This window comes from Cytobacillus gottheilii (assembly GCF_001636345.1).
Taxonomy (GTDB): Bacteria; Bacillota; Bacilli; order Bacillales; family Cytobacillaceae; genus Cytobacillus; species Cytobacillus gottheilii.
On the sequence record NZ_KV440945.1, the window covers coordinates 1960542 to 1984580 of the forward strand.

The 24039-nt window shown below is 38.8% G+C and carries 22 protein-coding genes and 1 other RNA gene; 19 read left to right on the forward strand and 4 right to left on the reverse strand.

The genetic code is table 11. The features are described 5' to 3' along the window. Positions 1-46: 46 nt before the first annotated feature. The 3 genes from A6754_RS09485 to A6754_RS09495 all read left to right on the forward strand — a co-directional run bounded on the left by A6754_RS09485 (position 47) and on the right by A6754_RS09495 (position 2512). Positions 47-1051: a DUF2515 family protein gene (locus A6754_RS09485; RefSeq protein WP_066444287.1), complete on the forward strand. Its 1005-nt coding sequence runs from the start codon at positions 47-49 to the stop codon at positions 1049-1051. A 447-nt stretch (positions 1052-1498) separates the two neighbouring features. Next, a complete protein-coding gene (locus A6754_RS09490) occupies positions 1499-1753 on the forward strand; it encodes a hypothetical protein (RefSeq protein WP_066444290.1) in 255 nt (84 codons plus the stop codon). Between the two features lie 387 nt (positions 1754-2140). Further along, the gene (locus A6754_RS09495; protein ID WP_257297434.1) at positions 2141-2512 is read left to right on the forward strand and encodes a YppE family protein; all 372 of its coding nucleotides are present in this window, start codon (positions 2141-2143) and stop codon (positions 2510-2512) included. Between the two features lie 89 nt (positions 2513-2601). Here A6754_RS09495 and A6754_RS09500 read toward each other — a convergent pair whose 3' ends face one another. Then, on the reverse strand, positions 2602-2811 hold the full coding sequence (locus A6754_RS09500; protein ID WP_066451534.1) for a YppF family protein: 210 nt from the start codon (positions 2809-2811) through the stop codon (positions 2602-2604). Positions 2812-3074: 263 nt separating this feature from the next. Here A6754_RS09500 and A6754_RS09505 point away from each other — a divergent pair, with 263 nt between their 5' ends. The 3 genes from A6754_RS09505 (at position 3075) to A6754_RS09515 (ending at position 5966) form a co-directional block, all read left to right on the forward strand. Beyond that, positions 3075-3641, forward strand: coding sequence for a YppG family protein (locus tag A6754_RS09505; RefSeq protein WP_066444302.1), 567 nt, complete (start codon positions 3075-3077; stop codon positions 3639-3641). Positions 3642-3913: 272 nt separating this feature from the next. Then, positions 3914-4777 carry an ABC transporter permease subunit gene (locus tag A6754_RS09510; protein WP_066444304.1) on the forward strand — a complete coding sequence of 288 codons (864 nt, stop codon included), beginning with the start codon at positions 3914-3916 and terminating at the stop codon, positions 4775-4777. Beyond that, on the forward strand, positions 4770-5966 hold the full coding sequence (locus tag A6754_RS09515) for an ABC transporter permease (RefSeq protein WP_066444306.1): 1197 nt from the start codon (positions 4770-4772) through the stop codon (positions 5964-5966). The genes A6754_RS09510 and A6754_RS09515 overlap by 8 nt, the downstream gene beginning before the upstream one ends. Positions 5967-6077: 111 nt before the next feature. Here the strand turns inward: A6754_RS09515 and A6754_RS09520 are convergent, their stop codons facing one another. After that, positions 6078-6536 carry an Hsp20/alpha crystallin family protein gene (locus A6754_RS09520; RefSeq protein ID WP_066444308.1) on the reverse strand — a complete coding sequence of 153 codons (459 nt, stop codon included), beginning with the start codon at positions 6534-6536 and terminating at the stop codon, positions 6078-6080. Positions 6537-6788: 252 nt separating this feature from the next. Here A6754_RS09520 and hcp point away from each other — a divergent pair, with 252 nt between their 5' ends. Next, positions 6789-8081: a hydroxylamine reductase gene (gene hcp / locus A6754_RS09525; RefSeq protein ID WP_066444309.1), complete on the forward strand. Its 1293-nt coding sequence runs from the start codon at positions 6789-6791 to the stop codon at positions 8079-8081. Positions 8082-8513: 432 nt separating this feature from the next. Next, entirely contained in the window at positions 8514-9356 is an 843-nt protein-coding gene (locus tag A6754_RS09530; protein ID WP_066444311.1) for a pentapeptide repeat-containing protein, read from the forward strand. Between the two features lie 217 nt (positions 9357-9573). Here A6754_RS09530 and A6754_RS09535 read toward each other — a convergent pair whose 3' ends face one another. Further along, complete coding sequence (locus tag A6754_RS09535; protein ID WP_066444313.1) at positions 9574-10257, reverse strand: Crp/Fnr family transcriptional regulator; 684 nt, start codon at positions 10255-10257, stop codon at positions 9574-9576. A gap of 331 nt (positions 10258-10588) precedes the next feature. Between A6754_RS09535 and A6754_RS09540 the strand changes: the two genes are divergently transcribed. The 9 genes from A6754_RS09540 (at position 10589) to A6754_RS09575 (ending at position 20170) form a co-directional block, all read left to right on the forward strand. Then, positions 10589-12874 (forward strand): DEAD/DEAH box helicase, encoded by a 2286-nt coding sequence (locus A6754_RS09540; RefSeq protein ID WP_066444316.1) that lies wholly within the window; start codon positions 10589-10591, stop codon positions 12872-12874. Beyond that, entirely contained in the window at positions 12864-14144 is a 1281-nt protein-coding gene (locus tag A6754_RS09545) for a ribonuclease H-like domain-containing protein (protein ID WP_066444319.1), read from the forward strand. The genes A6754_RS09540 and A6754_RS09545 overlap by 11 nt, the downstream gene beginning before the upstream one ends. Before the next feature lie 308 nt (positions 14145-14452). Further along, positions 14453-14839 (forward strand): CotD family spore coat protein, encoded by a 387-nt coding sequence (locus A6754_RS09550; protein ID WP_066444322.1) that lies wholly within the window; start codon positions 14453-14455, stop codon positions 14837-14839. A gap of 249 nt (positions 14840-15088) precedes the next feature. Next, the gene (locus tag A6754_RS09555; RefSeq protein ID WP_066451536.1) at positions 15089-15643 is read left to right on the forward strand and encodes an SLOG family protein; all 555 of its coding nucleotides are present in this window, start codon (positions 15089-15091) and stop codon (positions 15641-15643) included. A 67-nt stretch (positions 15644-15710) separates the two neighbouring features. Then, the gene (gene gpsB, locus A6754_RS09560) at positions 15711-16013 is read left to right on the forward strand and encodes a cell division regulator GpsB (RefSeq protein WP_066444324.1); all 303 of its coding nucleotides are present in this window, start codon (positions 15711-15713) and stop codon (positions 16011-16013) included. Between the two features lie 79 nt (positions 16014-16092). After that, positions 16093-16473: RNase P RNA component class B (rnpB, locus tag A6754_RS09565), an RNA gene on the forward strand. A 156-nt stretch (positions 16474-16629) separates the two neighbouring features. Beyond that, the gene (locus A6754_RS09570; protein ID WP_066444326.1) at positions 16630-17772 is read left to right on the forward strand and encodes a THUMP domain-containing class I SAM-dependent RNA methyltransferase; all 1143 of its coding nucleotides are present in this window, start codon (positions 16630-16632) and stop codon (positions 17770-17772) included. Positions 17773-17859: 87 nt separating this feature from the next. Further along, positions 17860-18033, forward strand: coding sequence for a hypothetical protein (locus tag A6754_RS22745; RefSeq protein WP_156495742.1), 174 nt, complete (start codon positions 17860-17862; stop codon positions 18031-18033). 217 nt (positions 18034-18250) lie between these two features. Beyond that, positions 18251-20170, forward strand: a complete 1920-nt coding sequence (locus A6754_RS09575; RefSeq protein ID WP_066444336.1) for an ATP-dependent DNA helicase — start codon at positions 18251-18253, stop codon at positions 20168-20170. A gap of 19 nt (positions 20171-20189) precedes the next feature. Here A6754_RS09575 and A6754_RS09580 read toward each other — a convergent pair whose 3' ends face one another. Further along, on the reverse strand, positions 20190-21335 hold the full coding sequence (locus A6754_RS09580) for an MFS transporter (protein WP_066444339.1): 1146 nt from the start codon (positions 21333-21335) through the stop codon (positions 20190-20192). Positions 21336-21508: 173 nt separating this feature from the next. On the opposite strand from A6754_RS09580, the gene A6754_RS09585 reads away from it, so the two are divergent. Together A6754_RS09585 and A6754_RS09590 are read left to right on the forward strand one after the other, a co-directional pair. Beyond that, entirely contained in the window at positions 21509-23023 is a 1515-nt protein-coding gene (locus tag A6754_RS09585; RefSeq protein ID WP_066444341.1) for a carboxypeptidase M32, read from the forward strand. Positions 23024-23084: 61 nt separating this feature from the next. Next, a complete protein-coding gene (locus tag A6754_RS09590) occupies positions 23085-23996 on the forward strand; it encodes a DMT family transporter (protein ID WP_066444343.1) in 912 nt (303 codons plus the stop codon). Positions 23997-24039 lie beyond the last annotated feature (43 nt).

Below are 24039 nucleotides of genomic sequence, written 5' to 3' on the forward strand. Positions count from 1 at the left end.
TTAAGCAAACGCTAACCTCATAAATCATTATGCTGGGGGAAAAGTAATGCTGATAAAAAGAAGACCAGCTTCCGGAAAAGAGCATCAAGAAATAATTTTAGCCATTAACAATCAAACTGCTTTTTACAATAGAGACAATCTTTCACGTACAAATGCTTATTTGAACTATTATTTGCAGCACCAGGACATTCAATGGGCGTTTTTAGCAAGCATGGTTTCTCGCAATGCCGGCTGGAACATGTGCGATTTAGAAGGTGACCTTTTTGCTGATCTCCTCAGTGCAAATTTTCGGAGCAGATTGTTTTTAACGTATGAAAGAGCAAATTGGCTAATATTTCAAGATGCCTACCCGCAACTTCTCCTCTATCATTATTCGACGAAAATAGGGGAGCCTTTGTTTCATTTATTGAGAAATTTTCATGTTTCCTCCTTTATGGAAAAAGAATGGATGCTGTATTGGCATCATCAAGATCTGCAGAGGTTAATGACTTCATTAATTATTAATGAACAAAATGTCATTCAAAGACCTGTTATTGAATATGGTGTATACCGGGAAAAAGTTTTTGGAACCTTACTCTTTTCCTTGCAGGATTGGTTTCATTTCAGTGTTGTCTTATTTCCTACAATCTACGGAGAACTTTATGGTGCAAGTGTGCATGGATTTAAAAATATCAGTAACCGTATTGAATTGGGAAAAGCATTAGCCACTGTCTTGTTCAGCAATGAACACTATGCTGATTTTCTTGAATTTGCCCTGAAAACAGAACATACAGGTTCCCGGCATGATTACGAAAGATATATTCCCTTTAAACATAATCGGAAAACACCAATGCTGCGGCTTACTTTTCCTTTGGTGAGGCATCATCGGCATCAATTTGAGGATTGGAGCAATAGCACAGCAATAAAATCACAATGGTACAAACGAGATAAAGGAATTACAATGCAACATTCTCTAACAGAATGGTATTTTTCTAAACAAGAGCAGCTCCAATTAGCACACGCATGTAAGAATGTTCTTCTTCGCTTTTTTAGTACGAATAAAAATCGCTGATTTATTTTTTGTAATTAAAAATAAGCAAGGAGTCTTATCTCCTTGCTTACAAGTGTTAGGGCGATTATGTAGAGGGACGGTCTGGACCTTCTAGTTTTTTGTCGCCATATCCTGCTTTTTGTTCATTTTGTTTTTTGGGCTGTATATTGTTTTTCTTTTCCTGCTTTGCCATGCCTGACACCTCCGTTTATTCGCTTTATCGTGAATTACATTGCTATGACAAACTGCTTTGCTGAAGCATTATTATGCTTTTACAATTGTCATCGCTATTATTTTGTGCAAGTCCCTTACTTTCATACACAGAATATGTGTCGAAAATGGAAGGCTAATCTTGGTGGAATAGTTCTTTCTTTGCCGAATCAGTTCTAGTTTTGTCATGGTACAAGGATTTAAAAGAAGATCAGCGAAAAGTAATAGTCAAAGGCTAAAGTTATTGGAGGGTAAACAATGAACAGTAATGATAAGGTAAAAGAAGAGCTCCTCACAATGCTTTCTGAGATTTGTGGACAGCTGGATGAACTGGAAGGACTTCTGGAAAAAAATGCAGCTCGTACACGTAAAAAATTAATGAACAAACAGGCTGAGAAAATGATCTCATGTTACGGAAAAATGAATGATTTAGAAGAAAAGCTAATAAAAGATACATCTGCCCAAGGAACTTATACTAACACCCGCAGCCTTAAACTTGAACTTGGCTACTGATTTGCATAGAATAAGGCATATACTGTAAGTGGCTGGACATTAGTGTTCAAAAGATGATTTAACCGAAAGATTAATGCTTTACATTGTTATTAAATGTTTGGTTTATAGTTCTGTTGGTTTGAATACTATTTTTAAAACGCGTGAAATGGAGCGGAGGGCACTCGACTCCTGCGGGAAATAGAGGAAAAGGTGAGACCCCGCAGGCTTGCCGAGAAGCTCAGCTTCCTCCCCGAGGAAAGCGAGTGTCTGCAGCGTAATGGAACATACTTGTCCATACAGCTAACTAATTTATCAACATAAATATTGTTACAATATGTTGAGAAGATTCTTCATTTTAGTATGATTAGTTTAATTCGTCCCAGCCACGTTCTTGTGGAGTGATATATAGTGGAAAAACAAAATCTTTTGCAGCAAACAGAAAAACTGATTGAGTATGTCAAAAGAGCAGATGAAAAATACAAAGAAATTAAAATCAGTGGAGAAAAAGGCGACTTTTATAATGAAGTGAAACCCTTTGCAGATGAAGTCAAAGAAATAAATGATCAATGGAAAAATGCAGCCATTCAATGGATTCATACAGAAAGACCTAAAAACATCGATGAACAGCAAATTGACTCATGCCATGAACATATTGAAATAATATCCATTCAATCTTTTTTCCCTGAGACAAGCAGAACAAGATTCAAAAATTTAGTCAGCTCATCAATATATGTTCTTCAAACGATTGTTCTTGCAATAGACAATGACAAGCTTGGATGAAGAGTATTCAGCAAAAGCAAAGAGAGATCCAGGCAAAATGGATCTCTCTTTGCTTTGTAAAAACAATACGTAAGCTTTATGAGTGTCATTTAATTAGAACCAATGAGGGAGTTGTCCTCTAAATGATCAGGAAGTTGTGCTCCTAGGGCTTCTAGCTCTCGCACGAGGTCACGATACACCTCAATGGAAATTTCATTTTGAATATACGCTCTTTTTGAGAAATCTAATAATTCATTGACATGCTCTGGATCACAATCGCGAAGCTGCTGAAATTTCTGTTTTAGCTCGTGAATATTCATCATCATTTGGTGCCCTCCTCAAAAGTCTACATGCATATGATACACTCCTGCATCTGTCCGTTTTATAACGGTGCAGGTTTTCTATATGGTAACACGGAATAAAAAATATCTTCGTTTTTCCAAAATTTAAACTTCCGACAAAAACCTTCATCTTTTGACATGTGCAGTCCCTTTCATTAGCAAAGATTTTCAATAGTTTATCACCAGCTAGGCGGGTTCATCATATTTTGTAGTATAGATCTAAAAAAGGAGGAAGTCTGCTTATGTTTGGACGCAAAAGGCAAATAGTCCAATACCCCCATAATCGTACAAGATTGAATTATGTTAATCCTTATGCATCATCAGCTTTTGATATGTCTCAAAGCAGACAATCAAATCATCAGTCCTATCCTCAGCAAGCATACTATGGAGGAATGAATCCATACTTAACGTCATTTCAGCCGCCGCCTTCATTTCAATATAATGGATATGACATGCAATCGAATGGCGGGATGGGCTTTCCGCCAGGTGGTCAAGGGTATTATCAAAATCATCAAGGGTTTATGAATCAAAATGCAAATGTGTTTCAAAATCCGCTCGATCTCCCGCAAGAAAACAGCTATCAGAACCAGAATTACAATATGCAGCAAAATCCCTATCAAAATCCTTATCCAAAACAGTCTTTTATTCAAAAGAAACCTTCGGGTGTTCAATCGATTATGAATTCCTTTAAAGGACAAGACGGTTCGCTTGATTTTAATAAAATGATGGATACAGCAGGGCAAATGATGAATGCTGTAAACCAGGTATCCACTATGGTTAAAGGTGTGGGCGGAATGTTTAAAGTGTAAATAATGAAGAAAAAAGTCCCGTTTTGGGACTTTTTTGTTGTTGAATTAGTATATCGTGAAAAGATTTACTGAACGAGAAAGTTCCAAAGGGAGTTTGCCAATTAGACCCCCAACCATACTAAAGATGATTTCAGCTTAGCTAAAATTACAATTAACAGAGCCTGTTAATTGTAATTTTCCTCATCAGGAAAAAGGATATGGAAAAAATTTTATTGACAATTATTTTAGAATAGTGAAAAAATATATAAAGGAAGTGATAGGGAGGAAATCGTATGTGGCGAGTTGTCCAGCAGATCATCATCATCCTGCTGCTCATTATCTTTTTGGCTTCTTTGCCAATGATGATCATGGTAGATCCAGACAGTCAATCGATCAAGCTGGATGTTCAGCAGCTGCCAGAGGTTTATGGGCAGTTTTTTACGAATTTAATGGAAGGCAGCTTAGGTACATACCAGCTAGGTTATCAGGAAAGATCAATAGCTCAGGATATCAGTGATAATTTTTTTACCAGCCTTTCCATAATGCTGATAGGAGTCAATGCTGCCATTGTCACTAGTATTGTGTTTGGTATTTTTATCAGCAGGTTTAAAATTACTAGAGTTTTTGGTGTCATTTTAAATATATTAGCGACCATACCTGACTTTATCATCATATTGTTGTCAATGATCTTGGCTGTGAATTTTTATAAAATGACAGGAATTCGGATTATTTCGATGAGACCTGAAGCAGGGGCACTTAATCTATGGTTTCCAATCATATTGGCAGGCTTTGCTCCAACCGTTTATTTATTTAAATTAATAGCAGTGAAATATTATCAGACCGGCGGAGAAGATTACATTCGTACAGCAGTTGCGAAAGGGATGAAGTTAAATTACATCAATTTTCAGCATGTGTTTAAAAATATTGAACCATTCATTGCTGCTGAGCTTATAAAAGTGATTTCACTCGGGATCGGCAATTTATTTATTATTGAATACATATTAAATGTACCGGGCATCACGAAGTTTATTTTTCAAAGCGCAGAAATCCAGCCAATTGCCGTTGGATTAATATGCATGCTGATTATTTCTTTACTCGTGTTTTTGTCTGTAAAACTCGTATTCTTTTTGTTTAAAAGAGGTTTTATATATGAATAAGTTAAAGAGCATCAATTACTCTTATTATCTAGGGATCTTTTTGGTAACATTCATCCTGTTTTTATGTATTTTCGGTCCAATAATGGCACCGCATTCTTTAAATGTCACCTTGGAAACACAGTATCAGGATGGAAAGGTTCTGGCACCGCCGCTTGAACCATTTGAGAATAAAGATTACCTGTTAGGAACCGATCGCTGGGGATATGATCTTCTTTCTATGATCTTATTTGGAATTCGCTACACGGTCTTTATTGCACTGGCTGTTACTGTAATTAAAATGGCGGGAGGCACATTAATCGGCTTGTATGCCGGAACAATGAAAAAAACGCCGTCAATGATCACTGCCTTCGAGAAAGCGTGGAGTTATATACCATTATTCTTAATTCTTTATTTTTTTCTAATGCCTATCAGCGTGAATAGCGTGTTAGGGTCTGATACACTTGTAGCATATTTTATAATCATTGCATCGATCATCAGTATTCCGAGTGTTGCTTCTTCTGTCAGATTGAAGACAATAGAAGTAAATAAATCGATCTATATTGAAGCCGCCAAAACACTTGGTGCAAAGAGAAACAGATTAATCTGGAAGCATATTTTTCCGCAGCTGAAGGAATCTTTGCTCGTGATGTTTATCTTAGAGGTCGTCTATGTAATTACGATTATGGGGCAGCTTGCATTGATGAATATTTTTGTCGGAGGAACCATTATGCGTTTTGATCCTACGATATATTTATCGGTTACAAAAGAACTGGCGGGACTTGTAGGACAGGCACAAGGCAATATTTATGGCAATGTACATATTTTATATGTCCCTCTCGCCGTTCTGCTTTTGACAACCATTTCTTTTAGTCTGCTAGCAAACGGCTTGAAAAATAAATTTCAGTCAGATTATCAGCGAACACCTTGGATAAAAACTGGACATGACCCGCGGATTATGCCGACAAGAAAGCGGTATGGTTCACAGAGCTGGAAGAATGTTACGTTAAATAAAATTGTATTTGGCATATTAATCCTGCTGTTTGCAGCTGGCGGAGCGTATGTATATATGAAAAAGGATGCAGATCCTGGAGTTGAACAAGGAAAACAATTAAACGGCGAGGCAATGGCTGAAAGGTTTGAAAAGGAAGAGCTATCATATACTGTGCATATTGGTGAAAAAAATCTAGTGGGGGATGAATGGGTCAGCTAGTAATTTATTTATAGAATGGTATGAACACCTTCAAAACTTCATCATATACTTTAATCATTGCCCGGAGACAACGAAAGCAAGCAGCTAAAACGCTGTTTGCTTTTTTTACATTTAATCCTCTAAAAATATGGTTTTCCCTTTTTGCTTAGGAACTTTGATTTGCAGCAGCCCATTTTTATAGTTTGCTTTCACTTTTTTCTCGTTAATAGGCTGCGGCAGCGGAATCGTTCTGCTGGAACGCTGGAAAGATTGATGTCTTCTAGTGATTTGCCGGTTTTCATCTTCTTCGGTGAGGCTCTCTAATTGGTTGATTGTAATAGTAATATAATTATCGAGAACATCAAGCTGAATTTGTTCTTTATTTATGCCTGGCAGTTCTGCTGAAATAATATGGGCATCATCCGTTTCTGATACCTCAACATGAAAATGGGCAGCTGGGAATGGATTTTTAAAGAAGTCATCCATCGTTTGCATAAATCCTCTAACCGGCTTCTCATGAAAAAATTGATTCATAGATTTCATTATGTCACCAAAAGGCTCATTGCGAACTTTCTTCTTGTTATCGCTCATAGTCGGACATCCTCCCTTGCACTTAATTCTGCTTATTGTATCGTATGCCTAAAGCTTGGGAATGGTTCAGTAAGCTCAGTTTAAAAATGAATAGTTTGTGACAATTGTCTATCAAGTGATTTACGTCACTATATACAGATGAAATTCCCGTTAAGCTAAGGTAATAAGACAGAAGCGTCAATGCCTATTTTTCTCAAAGAATAGGTGTGAACGCGGTAAGGGTATTTTTACATTAAAGGGGGATGAAGGATTATGTTCTGTCATCAATGTGAACAAACACCAGCAGGAGGCTGCAAAATTGTTGGGGTTTGCGGAAAAGATGAAAATATTGCAAGTTTGCAGGATACCATTATATTTGCTCTGAAAGGGATTGCAGCTTACCGAACACACGCAAATCAGCTTGGCTGTACAGATCCTTATGTAGACACAGTCACACACGAGGCACTCTATATGACTTTAACGAATTCAAATTTTAATGTGCAAGAGCATATAGAGATGGCGATGAAGGTAGGTCAATCAGCTGTACGTGTAATGGAAATGCTTGATGTCGCACATACAAAAAAACTGGGAATACCAGAGCCTATTAGAGTATCACAAAATAAAATAGAAGGAAAATGCATCGTAGTCACAGGGCATAACTTGTATGCATTAGAAGAACTGCTTAAACAAACAGAAGGGTTAGGCATTAATATTTATACGCATTCTGAAATGCTTCCCGCTCATGGCTATCCTGCCTTAAAGAAGTTTGCACATCTTAAAGGGAATATTGGCAAGGCGTGGTATGATCAGCGAAGACTATTTGAGAAATTCCCTGGTGCTATATTAGCAACTACGAACTGCGTCATGCCGATTAAAGGCTCATATGCTGATCGGATGTTCACATATGAGGTGACGGGTCTTGAAAATGTTCAAAAAATAGAAGGTGATGACTTCAGCGCACTTATCAAAAGAGCGTTGGAGCTGCCAGAAGCGGCTATTGATTCTGATGAAACACTCTTAACCGGTTTCCACCATGAAACGGTTTTAGGTTTGGCACCAGAAGTCATTGCAGCAGTGAAGGATGGCAAAATAAAAAGATTTTTTGTCATAGCTGGCTGTGATGCTCCAGGAAAGGGCGGAGAATATTATCGTGAGTTAGCAACATCACTTCCGCCTGAGACAGTTATTCTGACAACTTCCTGCGGGAAATTCAGATTTAATGATGTCGATTATGGAACTGTGCCTGGTACAGATATTCCTAGATACATTGATTTAGGGCAATGCAATAATTCTGGTTCTACAGTGAAGATTGCCCTTGCTTTAGCAGACGCTTTTGAATGTGAAGTGAATGAGCTGCCGGTAAGCATTGTGCTGTCCTGGTTTGAACAAAAAGCAGTTGCAATTCTTTTAGGACTTTTCAGCTTAGGCATTCAAGATATCCGCATAGGACCTAAACCGCCGGAATTTATCTCTGACGGAGTAATGAATGTTCTACAGGAAACATTTGGCTTAAAGTTAATTGGAACCGCCCAAGAGGATATGGAAGAAATGCTGAATTTATCATAAAAAGAAAGAAGGCTGGGAAATAAGTATTTAACACTCTTATTGAACCGAATGGTTAGGAAGGAGATCTTTCTAATCATTCGGTTTTTTTATAATTATAAAATATATTTTATTTGCTTGAGTGAAATGGAGCGGAGGACCCTCGACTCCTGCGGGCTGAAGAGCAAAGGGTGAGATCCCGCAGGAACGGAGTGACGAGGAGGCTCAGCTTGCTCCCGCGGAAAGCGAGGGTACGCAGCGCAATGGAACGGTCTTTGTTTTAACATTTTTAAGGAAATCTGATTGTTCGTGTTTTAAGGTGGTTATTTTAGTTTTGTCTCACGCTCTTTTATTTTAGATTTTGTATGATAAGGGATTCAGTCTTCAACAGCTGTGAAAATATGTTAATATGATGATAGAAAAGCTGTTTGGAATGATAAGAGGGAAGTGGCAGGATTGACTGATAGAGCAGTATTAAATAATGCAGCTGAAATTAATTTTAAAGCAGATTGTCTGAATTGTTTTGGGCTTTGCTGTGTAGCATTGCCTTACGCGAAATCTGCTGACTTTGCATACAACAAAAATGCAGGTACACCCTGCCGGAATTTACAGAGTAACTTTTTGTGCAGCATTCACGAAAATCTGCGGGGAAGCAATTTCCGGGGCTGTGCTGTATACGAATGTTTTGGAGCCGGTCAAAAAGTTTCACAAGTGACCTTTAAAGGAAGAGACTGGAGGGAAAATAGAGACCTAGCAGATGAAATGTTTCATGTGTTTCCAATCATGCAGCAGCTGCATGAAATGTTAATGTATGTGACAGAGGCCTTATCATTTGTAGAAAACCGTTCACTGCATTCCTCATTGAAAGAAGTCCAGTCTGAAACTGAAAGAATCACTTTTTTAGGTCCAGATGAATTGGTGAAGATAAATATAGATGAACATCGTGCTGCAGTAAACGAACTGCTGCTGAAAACAAGCAAGATGGTACGCTCTAAATTTCTTCCGAAAGATGGACAAGAGCAGCAGGTCAGAGGGATGGAATTTATAGGAGCCAAGCTGTCGGGCAAAAAATTTAGAGGCAAGAGTTTCCGCGGAGCCCTGCTAATCGCTGCTGACCTAAGAAATGCTGATCTCCGTGTGACAGATATGATAGGTGCTGATTTGCGTGATGCAGATCTAAGTGGAGCAAATCTTACAGATAGCTTCTTTCAGACACAGGCTCAGGTGAATGCTGCTATAGGAAATAAACAAACCCTGCTTCCGAAAAGACTTGAAATGCCAGAGCATTGGAAACGGTAGTTTGATAGGTTTTCATAAAAGGGCAGGGGGCGTGGGTTAAACACCGAAGTCAGAGAATCTAGCCGAGGTGGGTAGTTAAAAAGAGAAATAAACGACCGAAGGGGACTGATCTAGCCGAGATGAGTAGTTAAAAAGAGAGGGGTATCTCCGCCGAAATTGGTCGATCCAGCAGAGCTCCCTCTTTTATCCACAAAACTTCCCCTCATTACACAAATCATTAAAATTTATCCATTGCTGCAAGGAGCCGATCTGGTTCAATAATGATGCCTCCGGTACTATGCTCTAAGATGATGTTTTCTTTTTTCATTTTGGTTAACGTCCTGCTGATGGTTTCTCTTGATGTGCCAATCATTTGGGCGATTTCCTTATTTGTCATTTTTAATTTAAGAAGGTAAGTCTCTTTATCGATCAATTTTCCTTCTTTTTTAGCGAGCATAATCAGCAGTTTTACAAGCTGCATATTAGAATTGTCCAAAACTTGCGCTTCCAGTCTCTCCTGTAGATCAACTATTTTTTCACCCAGCACTTTTAACATTTTGACCGCAAGCTCAGGGTTTGTCATGAGAATTTTTTCAAATTTTGTATTGGGTACGACAACAAGCTGAGCTTGTTCTATGACTTCTGCAAAGGCTGGATACTGTCCCCCTCTAAAAAAGCCAACATGCGGAAACATATCTCCTGCTTTCAGCATATTAACAATCTGTTCCTTCCCGCTGCTATCACATTTATATATTTTAATGCGTCCTCTTTTTATAAAATAAACATTCTCCAGTTGTTCGCCTTGCATAAAAACATGGCTGCCTTTATTCATTTCCCTTATGATCGAAATCTCTTTAATTTTTTTCAATTCCGTCGCGTTAAGCTGTTTAAAAACCGAAAATTGAGTAAGGAACTCTCCCATCTCTTTTCACTTCCTTATAGAGAAACCTTTTTGATTTTGTTGGTTTTCCCTATAATTAGCATAACAAAAATGTCAGAGGTGAGAAGACAGCTCTTTTGTCTATTAAATGAACTTTTCAATAGAATTTATGATCAATAAATGGTGAGCAAAAAGGAAAAAACTAGCTGCCGCTTTCCCGTCCATTACCATTTCAAATTCTTCAATACTTCTTCATGGTCTCACTATTTAAGAAAGCAATTTCCTTTTTTCCTGCTGGAAATAATTTTTTTAGGTTAAGCTCTTTTGCAACGAACGTTTATTCGCTAAAATAGATGAGAGAGGGGTGAGTGCTATGAAACTTAAAAAAAGTTTGCAGGATATACTAAAAGATTTAAATTCTTCGAGCCAATTCAATGAAAATATTGTTCATTGGAAAACAATTGAGGAGAAGGAAGCAAAGACCACCCACCTTCCAGATGATTTGCATCCATCACTTCAAAAGGCATTGCAGGAAAGAGGCATTTCTAATTTATATACACATCAAAAATCAGCATATGATGCAGTGATGCAAGGAAGAAGCATTGTTGCAGTTACCCCGACAGCATCTGGTAAAACACTATGCTATAACCTGCCTGTGCTTCAGACCATTATAAATGACTCAAATGCAAGAGCGTTGTATATGTTTCCGACGAAGGCACTTGCACAAGATCAGAAAACAGAAATAAATGAATTGATTGCCGGAACTGGCTTAAATATAAACAGCTATACATATGACGGAGATACGTCTCCAGGGATACGGCAAAAAGTGCGAAAAGCAGGTCATGTGGTTATTACCAATCCCGATATGCTCCATAGTGCCATTTTGCCTCACCATACAAAATGGGTATCTCTATTTGAAAACCTTAAATATGTTGTTATTGACGAACTGCATATTTATCGCGGTGTTTTTGGAAGTCATGTAGCTAATGTGATTAGACGGCTGAAAAGGATTTGCCGTTTTTATGGAAGCGACCCTATTTTTATATGTACATCTGCAACTATTGCTAATCCGCAGGAGCTTGCCGAAGAGCTGACTGAAAATAAAGTAAAACTTATAGATAATAATGGAGCGCCAAGCGGCAAGAAGCACTTTGTTTTTTACAATCCGCCTGTTGTAAATATACCGCTTAATATTAGACGCAGTGCAACTCTGGAGGTTCGGAAGCTGGCTGGGACACTGCTGAAAAATAAAATTCAAACCATTGTTTTTGCGAGAAGCAGGGTAAGAGTTGAAATTTTGTTAACGTATCTGCAGGAACTTGTAAAACATAAGCTTGGACCTAAAGCGATTAGAGGATATCGCGGCGGTTATTTGCCAACCGAAAGAAGAGAAATAGAAAAAGGTTTGCGTTCTGGAGATATTTACGGTGTTGTCAGTACGAATGCCCTTGAACTAGGTGTTGATATTGGTCAGCTGCAGGTTTGTATTATGACAGGATATCCCGGTTCGATTGCGAGCTCATGGCAGCAGGCTGGACGGGCAGGCAGGAGACATGAGGAGTCGCTAGTCATCATGGTGGCAAGCTCTAGCCCGCTTGATCAGTTTGTAATCAGTAATCCAGATTACTTTTTTAGTAAAAGTCCTGAAACGGCTCGTATTCATGCTAACAACCTCGTGATTCTGATTGATCATATGAAATGTGCTGCATTTGAACTTCCATTTAAACTTGGAGATACTTTTGGCAGCTTTGAAGCAGATGAAGTGCTTGATTATTTAGCGGAAGAAAGAGTGCTGCATCAAAATGGAGATAAATATTACTGGATGAATGATGCTTTTCCTGCACATAATGTCAGCCTCCGTTCTGCATCACAGGAAAATGTCGTGATTATTGATCAAAGCGATATTGCCAATGTCAGGGTTATTGGTGAGATGGACCGTTTTTCAGCGATGACCTTGCTTCATGATGAGGCCATATACTTGCATCAAGGCAGACAATTCCAAGTAGAGCTTCTAGATTGGGAGGAAAAAAAGGCGTTTGTCAGAGAAGTAAACGCTGATTATTTTACGGATGCCAATCTAGCGGTAGAGCTAAAGGTGCTAGAACAGGACAAATCCAGAAGTGGAGGATATGGCGAAATCGGTTATGGCGATGTAAGTGTCAGAGCGATGGCTACTATATTTAAAAAGATCAAGTTCGAAACACATGAAAACATAGGCTCAGGTCCAATCACGCTTCCAGAGGAAGAGCTTCACACAAATGCAACTTGGATTTCACTGCAGGAGAACTTATTTCAAAGTGATCAAAATCGCCTTGAACAGAGCTTAATTGGACTCTCACATGCCATTAAGCATATTGTTCCGCTATTTGTGATGTGTGACCCGCAGGATGTTCATGTAGTGCCGGAGGTAAAGGCAACACATAATCAGCTTCCTGTCATCTTCTTTTATGATCGTTATCCTGGAGGTGTCGGATTGAGTGAAAAAATCTTTGATAACATTGAACAAATCATGAACGAGACAAAAGGACTAATCACAAGATGCCAGTGTGAAAGCGGGTGTCCTTCCTGTATCGGGATGGATATTACATCTTCCTCTGCTAAAAAAGATGTGTTTACTTTGATCAATTCCATTCATACCGGTGAGAAATATGAGTCTTAAAAATAAACTTAATAGGCTTAAGCCTTTTCTTGGAACAGAGCAGCCTAAAAAAGAAACGATAAAGTCGTCAAGTCTGCATAATGAAACTGAGATTCCATTTCAATCGGAATGGGAAAAAGCAGGTTTCTTTCCTTTTTATTTTGATCAAACGTATTGTTTGGTAAGAGAGAAGCGTTATCCTCTTCATGCTAGGCATGGCACGTATACCTTAAATGAGTTTATTGATGCTGTGGAAGCTTGGAATCAAACAGATATAAACCATCCTCTTTCCTCAGCTGGTCATAAACCAAGTGATCTTTTTTTCTTTGATACAGAGACAACAGGATTAGGAGGGGGAGCGGGCAACACAATCTTTTTGCTGGGGCATGCAAGCATAGCTGGAGATGAAGTAATCGTAAAACAGCATGTTCTCCCGCATCCGGGTGCAGAGGTCGCTCTATACCAAAGCTTTTTAACAAGTGTTGATTATACAACCATGGTGACATATAACGGAAAGGCATTTGACTGGCCTCAAGTGAAAACACGGCACACTTTAATTCGTGACCAGGTGCCTAAGCTGCCTCCTTTTGGTCATTTTGATTTGTATCATGGTGCAAGAAGAATATGGAAGCATCAGCTTGAACGCATGAAGCTATCTATTGTAGAAAAAGAAATACTTGGAGTACAGCGGCAAGATGATATCCCTGGATACTTGGCTCCAATGATTTATTATGATTTTCTGGAAAGTAAAAATCCTGAAGGCATGCTGGGAATTATTCGCCATAATGAAATCGATATCTTATCTCTAATCAGTTTGTATACCCACATATCGTTTCAGCTGCTTCAATTTGAAAGGGAGCAAACAGCGAAGGCTGCATATGAGACTGGAAGGTGGTATGCTGCACTTGGGGAAACAGCTGCCGCAGAATTAGCATTTAAAAAGCTGCTGAAGGGCAATGAGCCAGAAAAGTTTAAAGCGAAATATGAATTAGCAAAGCAGTATAAAAAGAATGGGAATGTGAACAAAGCTCTGTCCCTTTGGAAAGAGGTTGCTGAATACGGTGAGCCAAAGCAAATGTTTGCAGCCTGTATAGAAATCGCTAAGTTCTACGAACATAAAGAGAAAGACTATACTGAAGCAAGCAAATATGCATATAAAGCCAATAGGCTCCTTAGTGCAAAGCAGCAATTCCCTATTCCTAATAATGAAAATATACAGAAGCGCCTAGACCGGCTGGAAGCAAAATTATCGAAAGAGCAATTGATTTTGATTTCTATGGACAAAAAATGACAAATTTCTTCTATTATCCACATTTTCCTAGTTGTCTGTACATCTTAATGGCTGTAAAATGATATGTATAATGAGTAAACTTGGAAAAGTGAGTGAACTGCCAGTATGTATAAAGCGATTTTATTCTTGTTTTTTGCTGTGATCATTTTTACTGCTCTGCTTTTATCAGGCATGAAGGATAGTTTTTATAGCTTGTTATAATAGCAAAATGGGTTTAAATTAGGTTCTTTCATTAGTACAAGATACCCGGCTTCATCATAGATTATTAATGTAAATAAAATATAAATGATGAAAGGGGATCTTCACTTATGCATTGCGGACCAAAGAAAACGAATGTTTTACCTGCAGTTGTGCATCCGACGAAGTGCTGTGTGAACAACACATTCCAAAACAACGTGGTGCCACATATTCATCCAACTCATACAACTACAGTCAACCATATTAACTATGATCACGTTCATTACTTCCCGCAAACTCATTCTACTGTAAACGAGGTAACGAACCAGCAATTTGTAGCAGGACCAGGTCCAGTTCCAGGATTCGGAGCTGCTCCAGGATTTGGCGGTCCAGGACCAGGGTTTGGTGCTCCAGGACCAGGATTTGGCGGTCCAGGACCAGGTTTTGGCACTCCAGGACCAGGCTTCGGTACTCCAGGACCAGGTTTCGGCGCTCCTGGTTTCGGTTTCCGTAAATAAGGTTTTTGCTGAAAGCTTTGGAATGATGGAGATCATTCCAGAGCTTTTTTGTATTTCATGAAAACAGGTCTTCCTCTTGCTGTTAGTAAATAAAGTTTTAAAATTAAAAGACAAGTACATGACTGATAAACACTTCGATTAATTTTCTTATCAAAAAGAAGTGATGTTATGGTAAAATAAAGTCAATACATAATCCCTGCTGCAGGCAGGTGATTAAATAGGGAGCTTTTTTATTTGGCTAAGGTTGCAATGGTATCAGGGTACAAGCCGTTTGAACTTGGCATTTTTCAAATGGATCACCCTTCCGTTAAATTTATTAAGTTGGCACTTAAAAAGCATATATTGCAATTAGCAGATGAGGGTTTAGAGTGGGTTTTAATCAGCGGACAGCTTGGCACAGAGCTATGGGCGGCTGAAGTCGTTTTTGAATTGCAGCTTGAAGGATATCATGAACTGCAGCTCGCAGTCATCACGCCATTTTACGAGCAAGAACAAAACTGGAGTGATAAAAATAAAGAATGGTATGAATCGGTGCTTGCCGGTGCTGATTTTATTGAATCGGTATCTCACAAACCATATGAGGGTCCGCAGCAGCTCAGGCTAAAAAATCAATTTGTTGTTGAAAAAAGCGATACATTAGTTTTATTTTATGATCCAGAAAAAGAAGGAAGTCCGAAGTTCTTATATGAGGCTGCAAAACAAAAGGACGATGCAGAGAACTATGAGATCAGGCAAATCACTTTCTATGATCTGCAAGTGCTTGTTGAAGAAGAACAACTGAATTCACATGACAGCTATGATTAAAATTGACAAAAGACTATAGATTTGAAAAAATATAAAGAATGATTGGCGATATACTGAGGTGAAGATGATGTTGGAGCAAAAGTTAAATTTAAGTGCTAAGGATATATTGGAAAAAGAATTTAAAACATCAATGAGAGGTTATAAACCAGAAGATGTTGATAAATTCCTTGATGTCATAATTAAGGATTACGAAACATTTTTCTCCATGATTGATGAACTGCAGCAGGAAAATATGAGATTGAAAAAGCAGGCAGAGGAAACACCAAGACGTGCTGCTGCACCGCAGACTGCAGGTACAACAAATTTTGATATTTTAAAACGTCTCTCGAATCTTGAAAAGCATGTTTTTGGCAACAAACTGTACGATTGACAGGATTTCTCTAGATTTCTTGTAAAAACCATTGCTATTGCATAACATATTTCATATAATACTATTTGTGTCATTAATAACGTTCGGGTAATCGCTGCAATTTTTATTGTAGAGGAAAGTCCATGCTCGCACTGGCTGAGATGCCGGTAGTGTTCGTGCCTAGCGAAGTCATAAGCTAGGGCAGTGTCAAAGCTGACGGCAGGGAAAACACCTAAGTCAATCATTGATATGGTGTGAATACCTTGAAAGTGCCACAGTGACGTAGCCTTTTCAGAAATGAAAAGGGTGGAACGAGGTAAACCCCACGAGCGAGAAACCCAAATTATGGTAGGGGCACTTTCTCTGAGAAAATGAACGAAGAGAAGGACAAACATATATATGTTTGTAGATAGATGATTACCACCTATGTACGAGACTGAAGTCGTTTGCAGTACAATGGTACAAAACATGGCTTACAGAACGTTATTATTGCGATTTTTTTTGGGAATAATTATAAAGGCTCTCCACACAGGAGAGCCTTTCTTGCAGTATGTAACTAAAAATTGGCAGATAAAATTCGATCTCAAGAATTTTACATAGAATGTAATTGCAGAGAAAATGATGTTAGGGTGAGAATATGACGAAATATGATTTAATTGCTACATCTGCAATGGGTCTAGAAGCCATTGTAGCAAAAGAAGTGCGAGATCTTGGCTATGAGTGCGAGGTTGAGAATGGGAGAATAACTTATAAAGGTGACGAAACTGCAATTGCGAGAAGCAATATGTGGCTTCGAACAGCTGACCGAATTAAAATCAAGATCGGAGAATTTAGAGCAACAAGCTTTGATGAGCTGTTTGAGAAAACAAAAAGCATTCCTTGGGAAAGGTATTTGCCGGCAAACGCAAATTTCCCGGTTTCAGGAAAGTCTGTTAAATCTAAGCTTTTTAGTGTATCTGACTGTCAGGCAATCGTGAAGAAGGCAATTGTGGACCGCCTAAAAACTCATTATAAAATTCCAGGCTGGCTGGAAGAAAACGGGCCGATGTTCAAAATTGAAGTAGCTCTTCACAAAGATGTGGCTCTTTTGACGATCGATGCCTCAGGAAGCGGACTGCATAAACGCGGCTACAGAATTGACCAAGGTGAAGCCCCTCTTAAAGAAACATTAGCAGCTGCTTTGGTGATGCTTACAAATTGGACAGCAGATAAGCCATTTGTTGATCCATTTTGCGGTTCAGGCACAATTCCTATTGAAGCGGCATTAATTGGACAGAATATTGCTCCAGGCTTTAACCGGGAGTTTATTTCAGAGCAATGGGATTGGATACCACAGGATATTTGGGACAAAGTGCGAGAAGAGTCAGAGGATCTGGCTAAATATGATCAGCCCCTTGATATTACAGGTTCTGATATTGATCACCGCTTAGTGAAAATGGCAGAAGAAAATGCTTTTGAAGCAGGTTTGGGTGATTTGGTTCAATTCAAACAAATGCAAGTGAGAGATTTTACAACCACAAAAGAGTATGGAGTCATCATTGGCAATCCCCCATATGGTGAACGTCTTGGGGACAAGCCTGATGTTCAGAAAATGTACCGGGAAATGGGACAAGCACTTTCACCATATGATACATGGTCTATTTATATGCTGACTTCCGACGAAGAGTTTGAAACTGTATTTGGAAAAAAGGCAACGAAAAAGAGAAAGCTGTTTAATGGATTTATTAAGACAGATTATTATCAATTCTGGGGAAAAAGGCCGCCGCGTCAGCAGCAATAGTTATTTAAGGAACTCACTGAAACAGAAGAATAGACTGATCCTCTGCTGAATATAATAGTTATATTATATTCGGCAGGAGGAAAGACGATGAAAGACAGCAGAATAGATTTTAATAAAATTGCTCATGCATTAAATGCCTCTATGGGGAAAATGATTGAGGAGAATGGACAGTCGTATGCTGGTCTTGATAAACTCAAACATGCACAATTAGAACTGCAGCAGGCCATGACATTCTCGTTTTCAAAAAAAGCAGTTAAATAGCCTGCTGGCAAGTCCTAAGATGAGCCACGATGTCGAGCCTTCTTCTGAGAGGCTCATTTATCCCTTTCTGATAGTATAAAAACGTTGTCGCATACGATATGAACTCCATCAACAAAAAAGACGATAAAGAAAAACCATGCCCAGTGCAAGGTTTTTTATTTGTTTAATGAAATGATAGATCTAAATAAATTTAGAGCAGATTATACGGAGGGGTAGCATGCAAAGCCGAATGCCATTTGCAATTGCAAAAACAGAATCTTTTTACGAAAAACTCAGTGAGTGGATTGGAGATGTCTTTTACGATATTCTTCCTGAAGCTGGCTTTGAAATGCGGGATGAGCAGATCTTTATGGCCTTCCAGCTTGAGAAAGCTTTCAAAGAAAACAAAATAATCTTTGCTGAGGCAGGAGTAGGAACGGGTAAAACGATTGTCTATCTTTTATATGCGATTGCCTATGCCAGATACAAAAACAAACCTGCGATTATTGCATGTGCAGATGAAAACTTAATTGAACAGCTTGTGAAAAAAGAAGGGGATATTGCAAAGCTTGAAAAGGCATTGAATTTAAATGTTGATGTCCGTTTGGCAAAGTCCCGTGATCAGTATTTATGTTTAAACAAGCTTGATCAGCTTGTAGCAGCAAACGATAATGAAGTATACAATGAAGTGTTTGATATGCTGCCTGATTTTATTCATAGTGGATCTTCTATGCAAAAGTTTAACAAGTATGGTGATCGCAAGGATTATCCGCACCTAACAGATGAGCATTGGGGAAATGTTGCTTGGGATTCATTGCAAGACTGCTTCACATGTGAGAAGCGTCACCGCTGCGGACAGACTTTGCATCGCGAGCACTATCGCAAAGCAAGTGATCTTATCATTTGTTCACATGACTTTTATATGGAGCATATTTGGACAAAAGAATCACGCAAACGAGAAGGGCAGCTTCCGCTCTTGCCAGAGAGCTCGTGTGTTGTTTTTGATGAAGGCCATTTATTAGAGTATGCATCGCAAAAAGCACTGACATATCGTTTCACAGAGCAGATTTTAGAATCTCTTCTTACACGTTTAATGGCAAATGATGTACGGGAAACAACATTAAATACAATCGAAGATACGATTTATCAGAACGAAGTGTTCTTTTCAGAATTGGTTAATGCTTCTACTGAGGAACTTGGATCTGAAAAACGTACGATCCAAAAAACACCGGCTGTTCTGGCGGAAGGAAAGAAACTTCTTAATTTAATCAGCACGTTAGAAGAAGAGCTGGTATTCGAAAGTGAAATGTATGTCATTAATGAATATGATTTGAAAATTGTAGAGGAATATTTAGAGCAAATCTCTTATTCCCTTTCCTTATTCTTAAAAGAGTTAAAGGGTATTACATGGTTTGAAGACCATAACTTAGAACATACGCTTGTCATCATGCCAAAAATGGTAGAGGAAATAATGAAAGAAGAAGTCTTTTCCCAAAAACAGCCGTTTGTGTTTTCTTCTGCAACATTATCTGAAAACAAATCGTTTGAATATATGGCAAACAGCTTAGGGATGACAGACTATCTATCTTTCTCGGTAGAATCTCCATTTGATTATGATGAGAGTATGACCATAAAAATGCCAGTGTTTAAAACAGACAATTTACATGCGAAAATAGAGTATACAAAGGCACAAATAGAGAAATCAGAAGGACGGGCACTCGTTCTTTTCAATAATCAGGCTGAATTGGCTGCCTTTAAAGCGCAAGCTGCCGGGAAGCTGCAATGGCCAGTCTACTTTGAGGGTGAAAGTGAAATTAGTACTTTGGTATCTAAATTCCAAAATGAAGAACAATCAGTATTATGTTCAACGACACTTTGGGAAGGATTGGATATTCCAGGCCGTTCACTCGAAAATGTTATAATCTTTTCTCTGCCGTATCCGCCGAATGATCCAGTGTTTACTGCTAAAAGAGAAGGAGCAGAGGATCCATTCAAACAAGTGGACATGCCTTACATGATTTTAAGGCTTCGCCAAGGGATCGGCAGGCTGATTCGAACTCACGAGGATCAAGGAACAGTACACATTTTATTACAGGAAAATGAAAACAGGGATGCTCTTTCAGCAATAGAAAAGGTCGTTCCTGTACAGCCGCAATAGACTCAACATAAAAATCCCCCTAAACCATATTAGGGGGATTTTTCCATAGGTTATATAAGGACATCCATAATACATTACCAAACAACAGACAGGCTGCAATCAGAAAACCGCTCTTAAAACTAACTGTCAGAGCACCGGTAATGGCTGAACCAGCAACAGATCCCAGTGAGAAAAAGGCATAAAAATAACCAAATGCTCTTCCTCTTGCTTCTGGTGCTGTCTGCTGAATCAATAGGGCAGAAATAGATGGGAACAGCCATGCAAAGCCAAGGCCGTAAATAACCATCGAAACATATAGCATAAGCAGGCTTGTGCTATTGCTTAAAAGCAATAAAGCAAAGCCAATGACCGACATTCCCAGAGTCATTAAACGAAAAGGTTTATACTTGTCATAAAGCTTATTTGTTGGCAGTAAAAAGATACATATTGCCGTAATGCCAAATGTACTTAACAGTGTACCGCTTGCTGATGAGCTAAACTGCAGCATTTCCACTTGAAGAGGCAGCATATAAGCTAATACTCCTTGAGCAAACATCAGGCTAAAGGCACCGATAAAGCTGAATATCATTAATGAACTGATGGACCTGCCAGACTGATTGGCAGCCTTCTTTTCAGAAGAGGCTCCGCTAACTCCCTGTTTTGGAATGAAAAAAGGGACTGCGGCAGCTGTTAGAAGCATTAAAATTCCGTTTACAATAAAGACAGTCTGAACATTCCCAGAGCCGGCAATTCCGCCAAAAGCAGGTCCGGCGATAGCGGCAATTCCTACTGCTGCACCAGTAATGGCCATCGATTTGCCTTGAGTACCTGATTCGCTTCTGTTCGCAATCATGGTAAAGGCAGCAGGAACAATAAATCCGCTGATAAAACCATGAAGGAAGCGAATTCCTAATAATTGAGCAGGAGTAACGGCAAAGGGGTAAAGAAAGAGAATTGCTCCGCACAGACCAAGTCCAATCATCAGAATGGTTTTTCCTCTGCTGCGGTCGATATAATAGCCGGCAAGCATATTGCCGATCATATTAGAAAAAGAATACATGCCGACAATTATGCCGATAATGGCAGATCCTGCCCCTAAACCTTTTGCATATGTACTCATGATGGGCAATTGCGAAAACATGTCAAAAAAGGAAATAAACACTATCAATAAAATGAAAAATCTCATGAATTAAACTTCCTCATCCTATATTTTAATGTATTCATAGAGTTAAGGCACTTCCTAATTATAACGTACTAAAATGGCTTTGACATATGTGGAATTCAACGATTTTGAGAAAAAATTTCAGAAAAATATGATAAGATGTAAAAGTGAAGATGAATACATAGGAGGACTGCCTGATGACGATTCAACAAACAGAACAAAAATTTCTTGATTATGTAAAGAAAATGGAAGCATATAATGAAGCTCTTTCCCTTATTTTCTGGGATTTGCGCACGGGAGCACCAAAACAAGGAGTAGAGCAGCGATCTGAAACGATTGGTGTGCTTTCTTCGGAGGTATTTCACCTTTCAACTTCTGATGAAATGGCTGGGTTTCTTCAAGCCCTTTCCCAGGATGAAGTGAAAAAAGGACTGTCTGAACGAACAGTGAAGACAGTTGAACTATGCCAAAAAGAATATGACCGCAATAAAAAAATTCCTGCTGAAGAGTATAAGGAATATGTTATTTTACAATCACAGGCGGAAAGTACTTGGGAAGAGGCAAAAGAGAAAGACGACTTTGAAATGTTTAGACCTTATCTTGAAAAGCTAGTCTCAATGAATAAGCGTTTTGTTGAGTATTGGGGTTACGAAGGAAATAAATATAATACATTACTGGATATGTACGAACCAGGCATCACTGTTGAAACACTGGATGAGGTGTTTGGGAACTTGCGCGAGAAGATTGTACCGCTCGTCAAGCAAATTGCAGAGGCAAAAGTAAAGCCTAAGACGGAATGTTTATATGAACAGTTTCCAAAAGAAGCTCAGCGAGACTTCAGCTTAGAGATTCTTGAACAAATGGGTTATAACTTTAAGGCGGGAAGGCTGGATGAGACGGTTCATCCGTTTGCGATTGGTCTGAGCCCTGGAGATGTGAGGGTCACGACAAAATACGATGAAAATGATTTTCGGACGGCAGTGTTTGGAACAATCCATGAAGGCGGGCATGCCTTATATGAGCAAAATATAAGCAAAGATTTAATTGGAACTCCGCTTTGTGATGGTACATCAATGGGCATTCATGAATCACAATCATTATTCTATGAAAACTTTGTTGGAAGAGATCTATCATTCTGGAAAAAGAACTATGATCTATTAAAGCAATATAGCAGCGGTCAGTTTGATGATGTAGCTGTAGAAGATTTTTATACAGCAATCAATGAAGCAAAGCCATCCTTGATTCGCATCGAAGCAGACGAGCTAACATATCCGCTCCACATTATTATTCGTTATGAAATTGAAAAGGGCCTTTTCAATGATGAAATTGAAGTAAAGGATCTGCCTGAAGTGTGGAATGCAAAATATAAGGAATACTTGGGTGTAGTGCCTGACAATAATGCAAAAGGTGTGCTCCAGGATGTTCATTGGTCTGGCGGCAGCTTTGGCTATTTCCCTTCCTATGCACTTGGATACATGTATGCGGCCCAGTTGAAAAATGCAATGCTGAAGGACTTGCCTCACTTTGATCAGCTGTTAGAAGAAGGCAATCTTACACCAATTAAAGAGTGGTTTACAAAGCATGTACATCAATTCGGCAAAATGAAAAAACCGCTGGAAATCCTTCAGGACGCAACAGGGGAAGGGTTAAACGCACAGCATTTAGTAGAGTATTTATATGAAAAATATAATAAAGTATATCAATTAAACTAAGAAAAGGTCCCTTGCTCGGACAGGTTAATGGGCTCATCTCAATCAAAAAGGGATGTGAATGATGAATAAATACAAACCTGCGCTTTTCATTGCCTCAGGTGCTGCATTATGGGGAAGTATAGCTTTATTTGTAAGAGAGCTAGGAAATCTAGGGTTTTCTGCGATGGAAATAGTTGCTATCAGGGTAATATCGGCTGCATTTTTTCTTTTTTTCTTAGGAGTCTTTTCCTATCGTAAAGAGATGCAGCTATCACAATGGCATGATATCCGCTATTTTATCGGTACTGGGATACTTAGTATTGTATTTTTTAACTTTTGTTACTTTACTACGATGAATCAGGCAGGTGTTTCAGTTGCGGTCATCCTGTTATACACCGCTCCTGCCTTTGTCACTGTTCTATCTTTCTTCTTTTTAAAAGAAAAGATAGATAGGAAGAAATTAATAGCAGTATTCGCAACAATTTTAGGATGTGCTCTGATCACCGGCTTAAGTGGAGGGAATTCAAATTTAACAGCCATCAGTTTTCTGATCGGGTTAGGATCTGGCTTGGGTTATGCATTGTACACAATCTTTGGGAAATTTGCCTTAAGAAAGTACTCATCCTACACTGTTACTTTATATACCTTTCTAGTAGCTTCTGTAGCGTTAGTTCCTTTTACAAGACTATGGGAGAAAATACAGTTATTTATGACATTTGAAGTATTGCTTCTAAGTCTTGGTCTAGGATTAATACCAACTGTTGTTGCCTATATCTTATATACGAAAGGTTTGGAGCAGACAGAAGGTAGTAAGGCTGCGATTATAGCAACCATCGAACCAGTTGTTGCCTGTGTCATTGGAGTAGCTGTTTTTGGTGAATTCTTCGGTAATGCCCAAGTATTAGGTGCTGTCTGTATTCTTGGGTCAGTGATTGCCGTCAATATAAACAGCAAAAAGTTGAGAGTTCCAAAAGATAGAGGAGTTCACTCTTAGTGAGAAAAAAAGCGTCTGCTGATATGCAGACGCTTTTAAAATG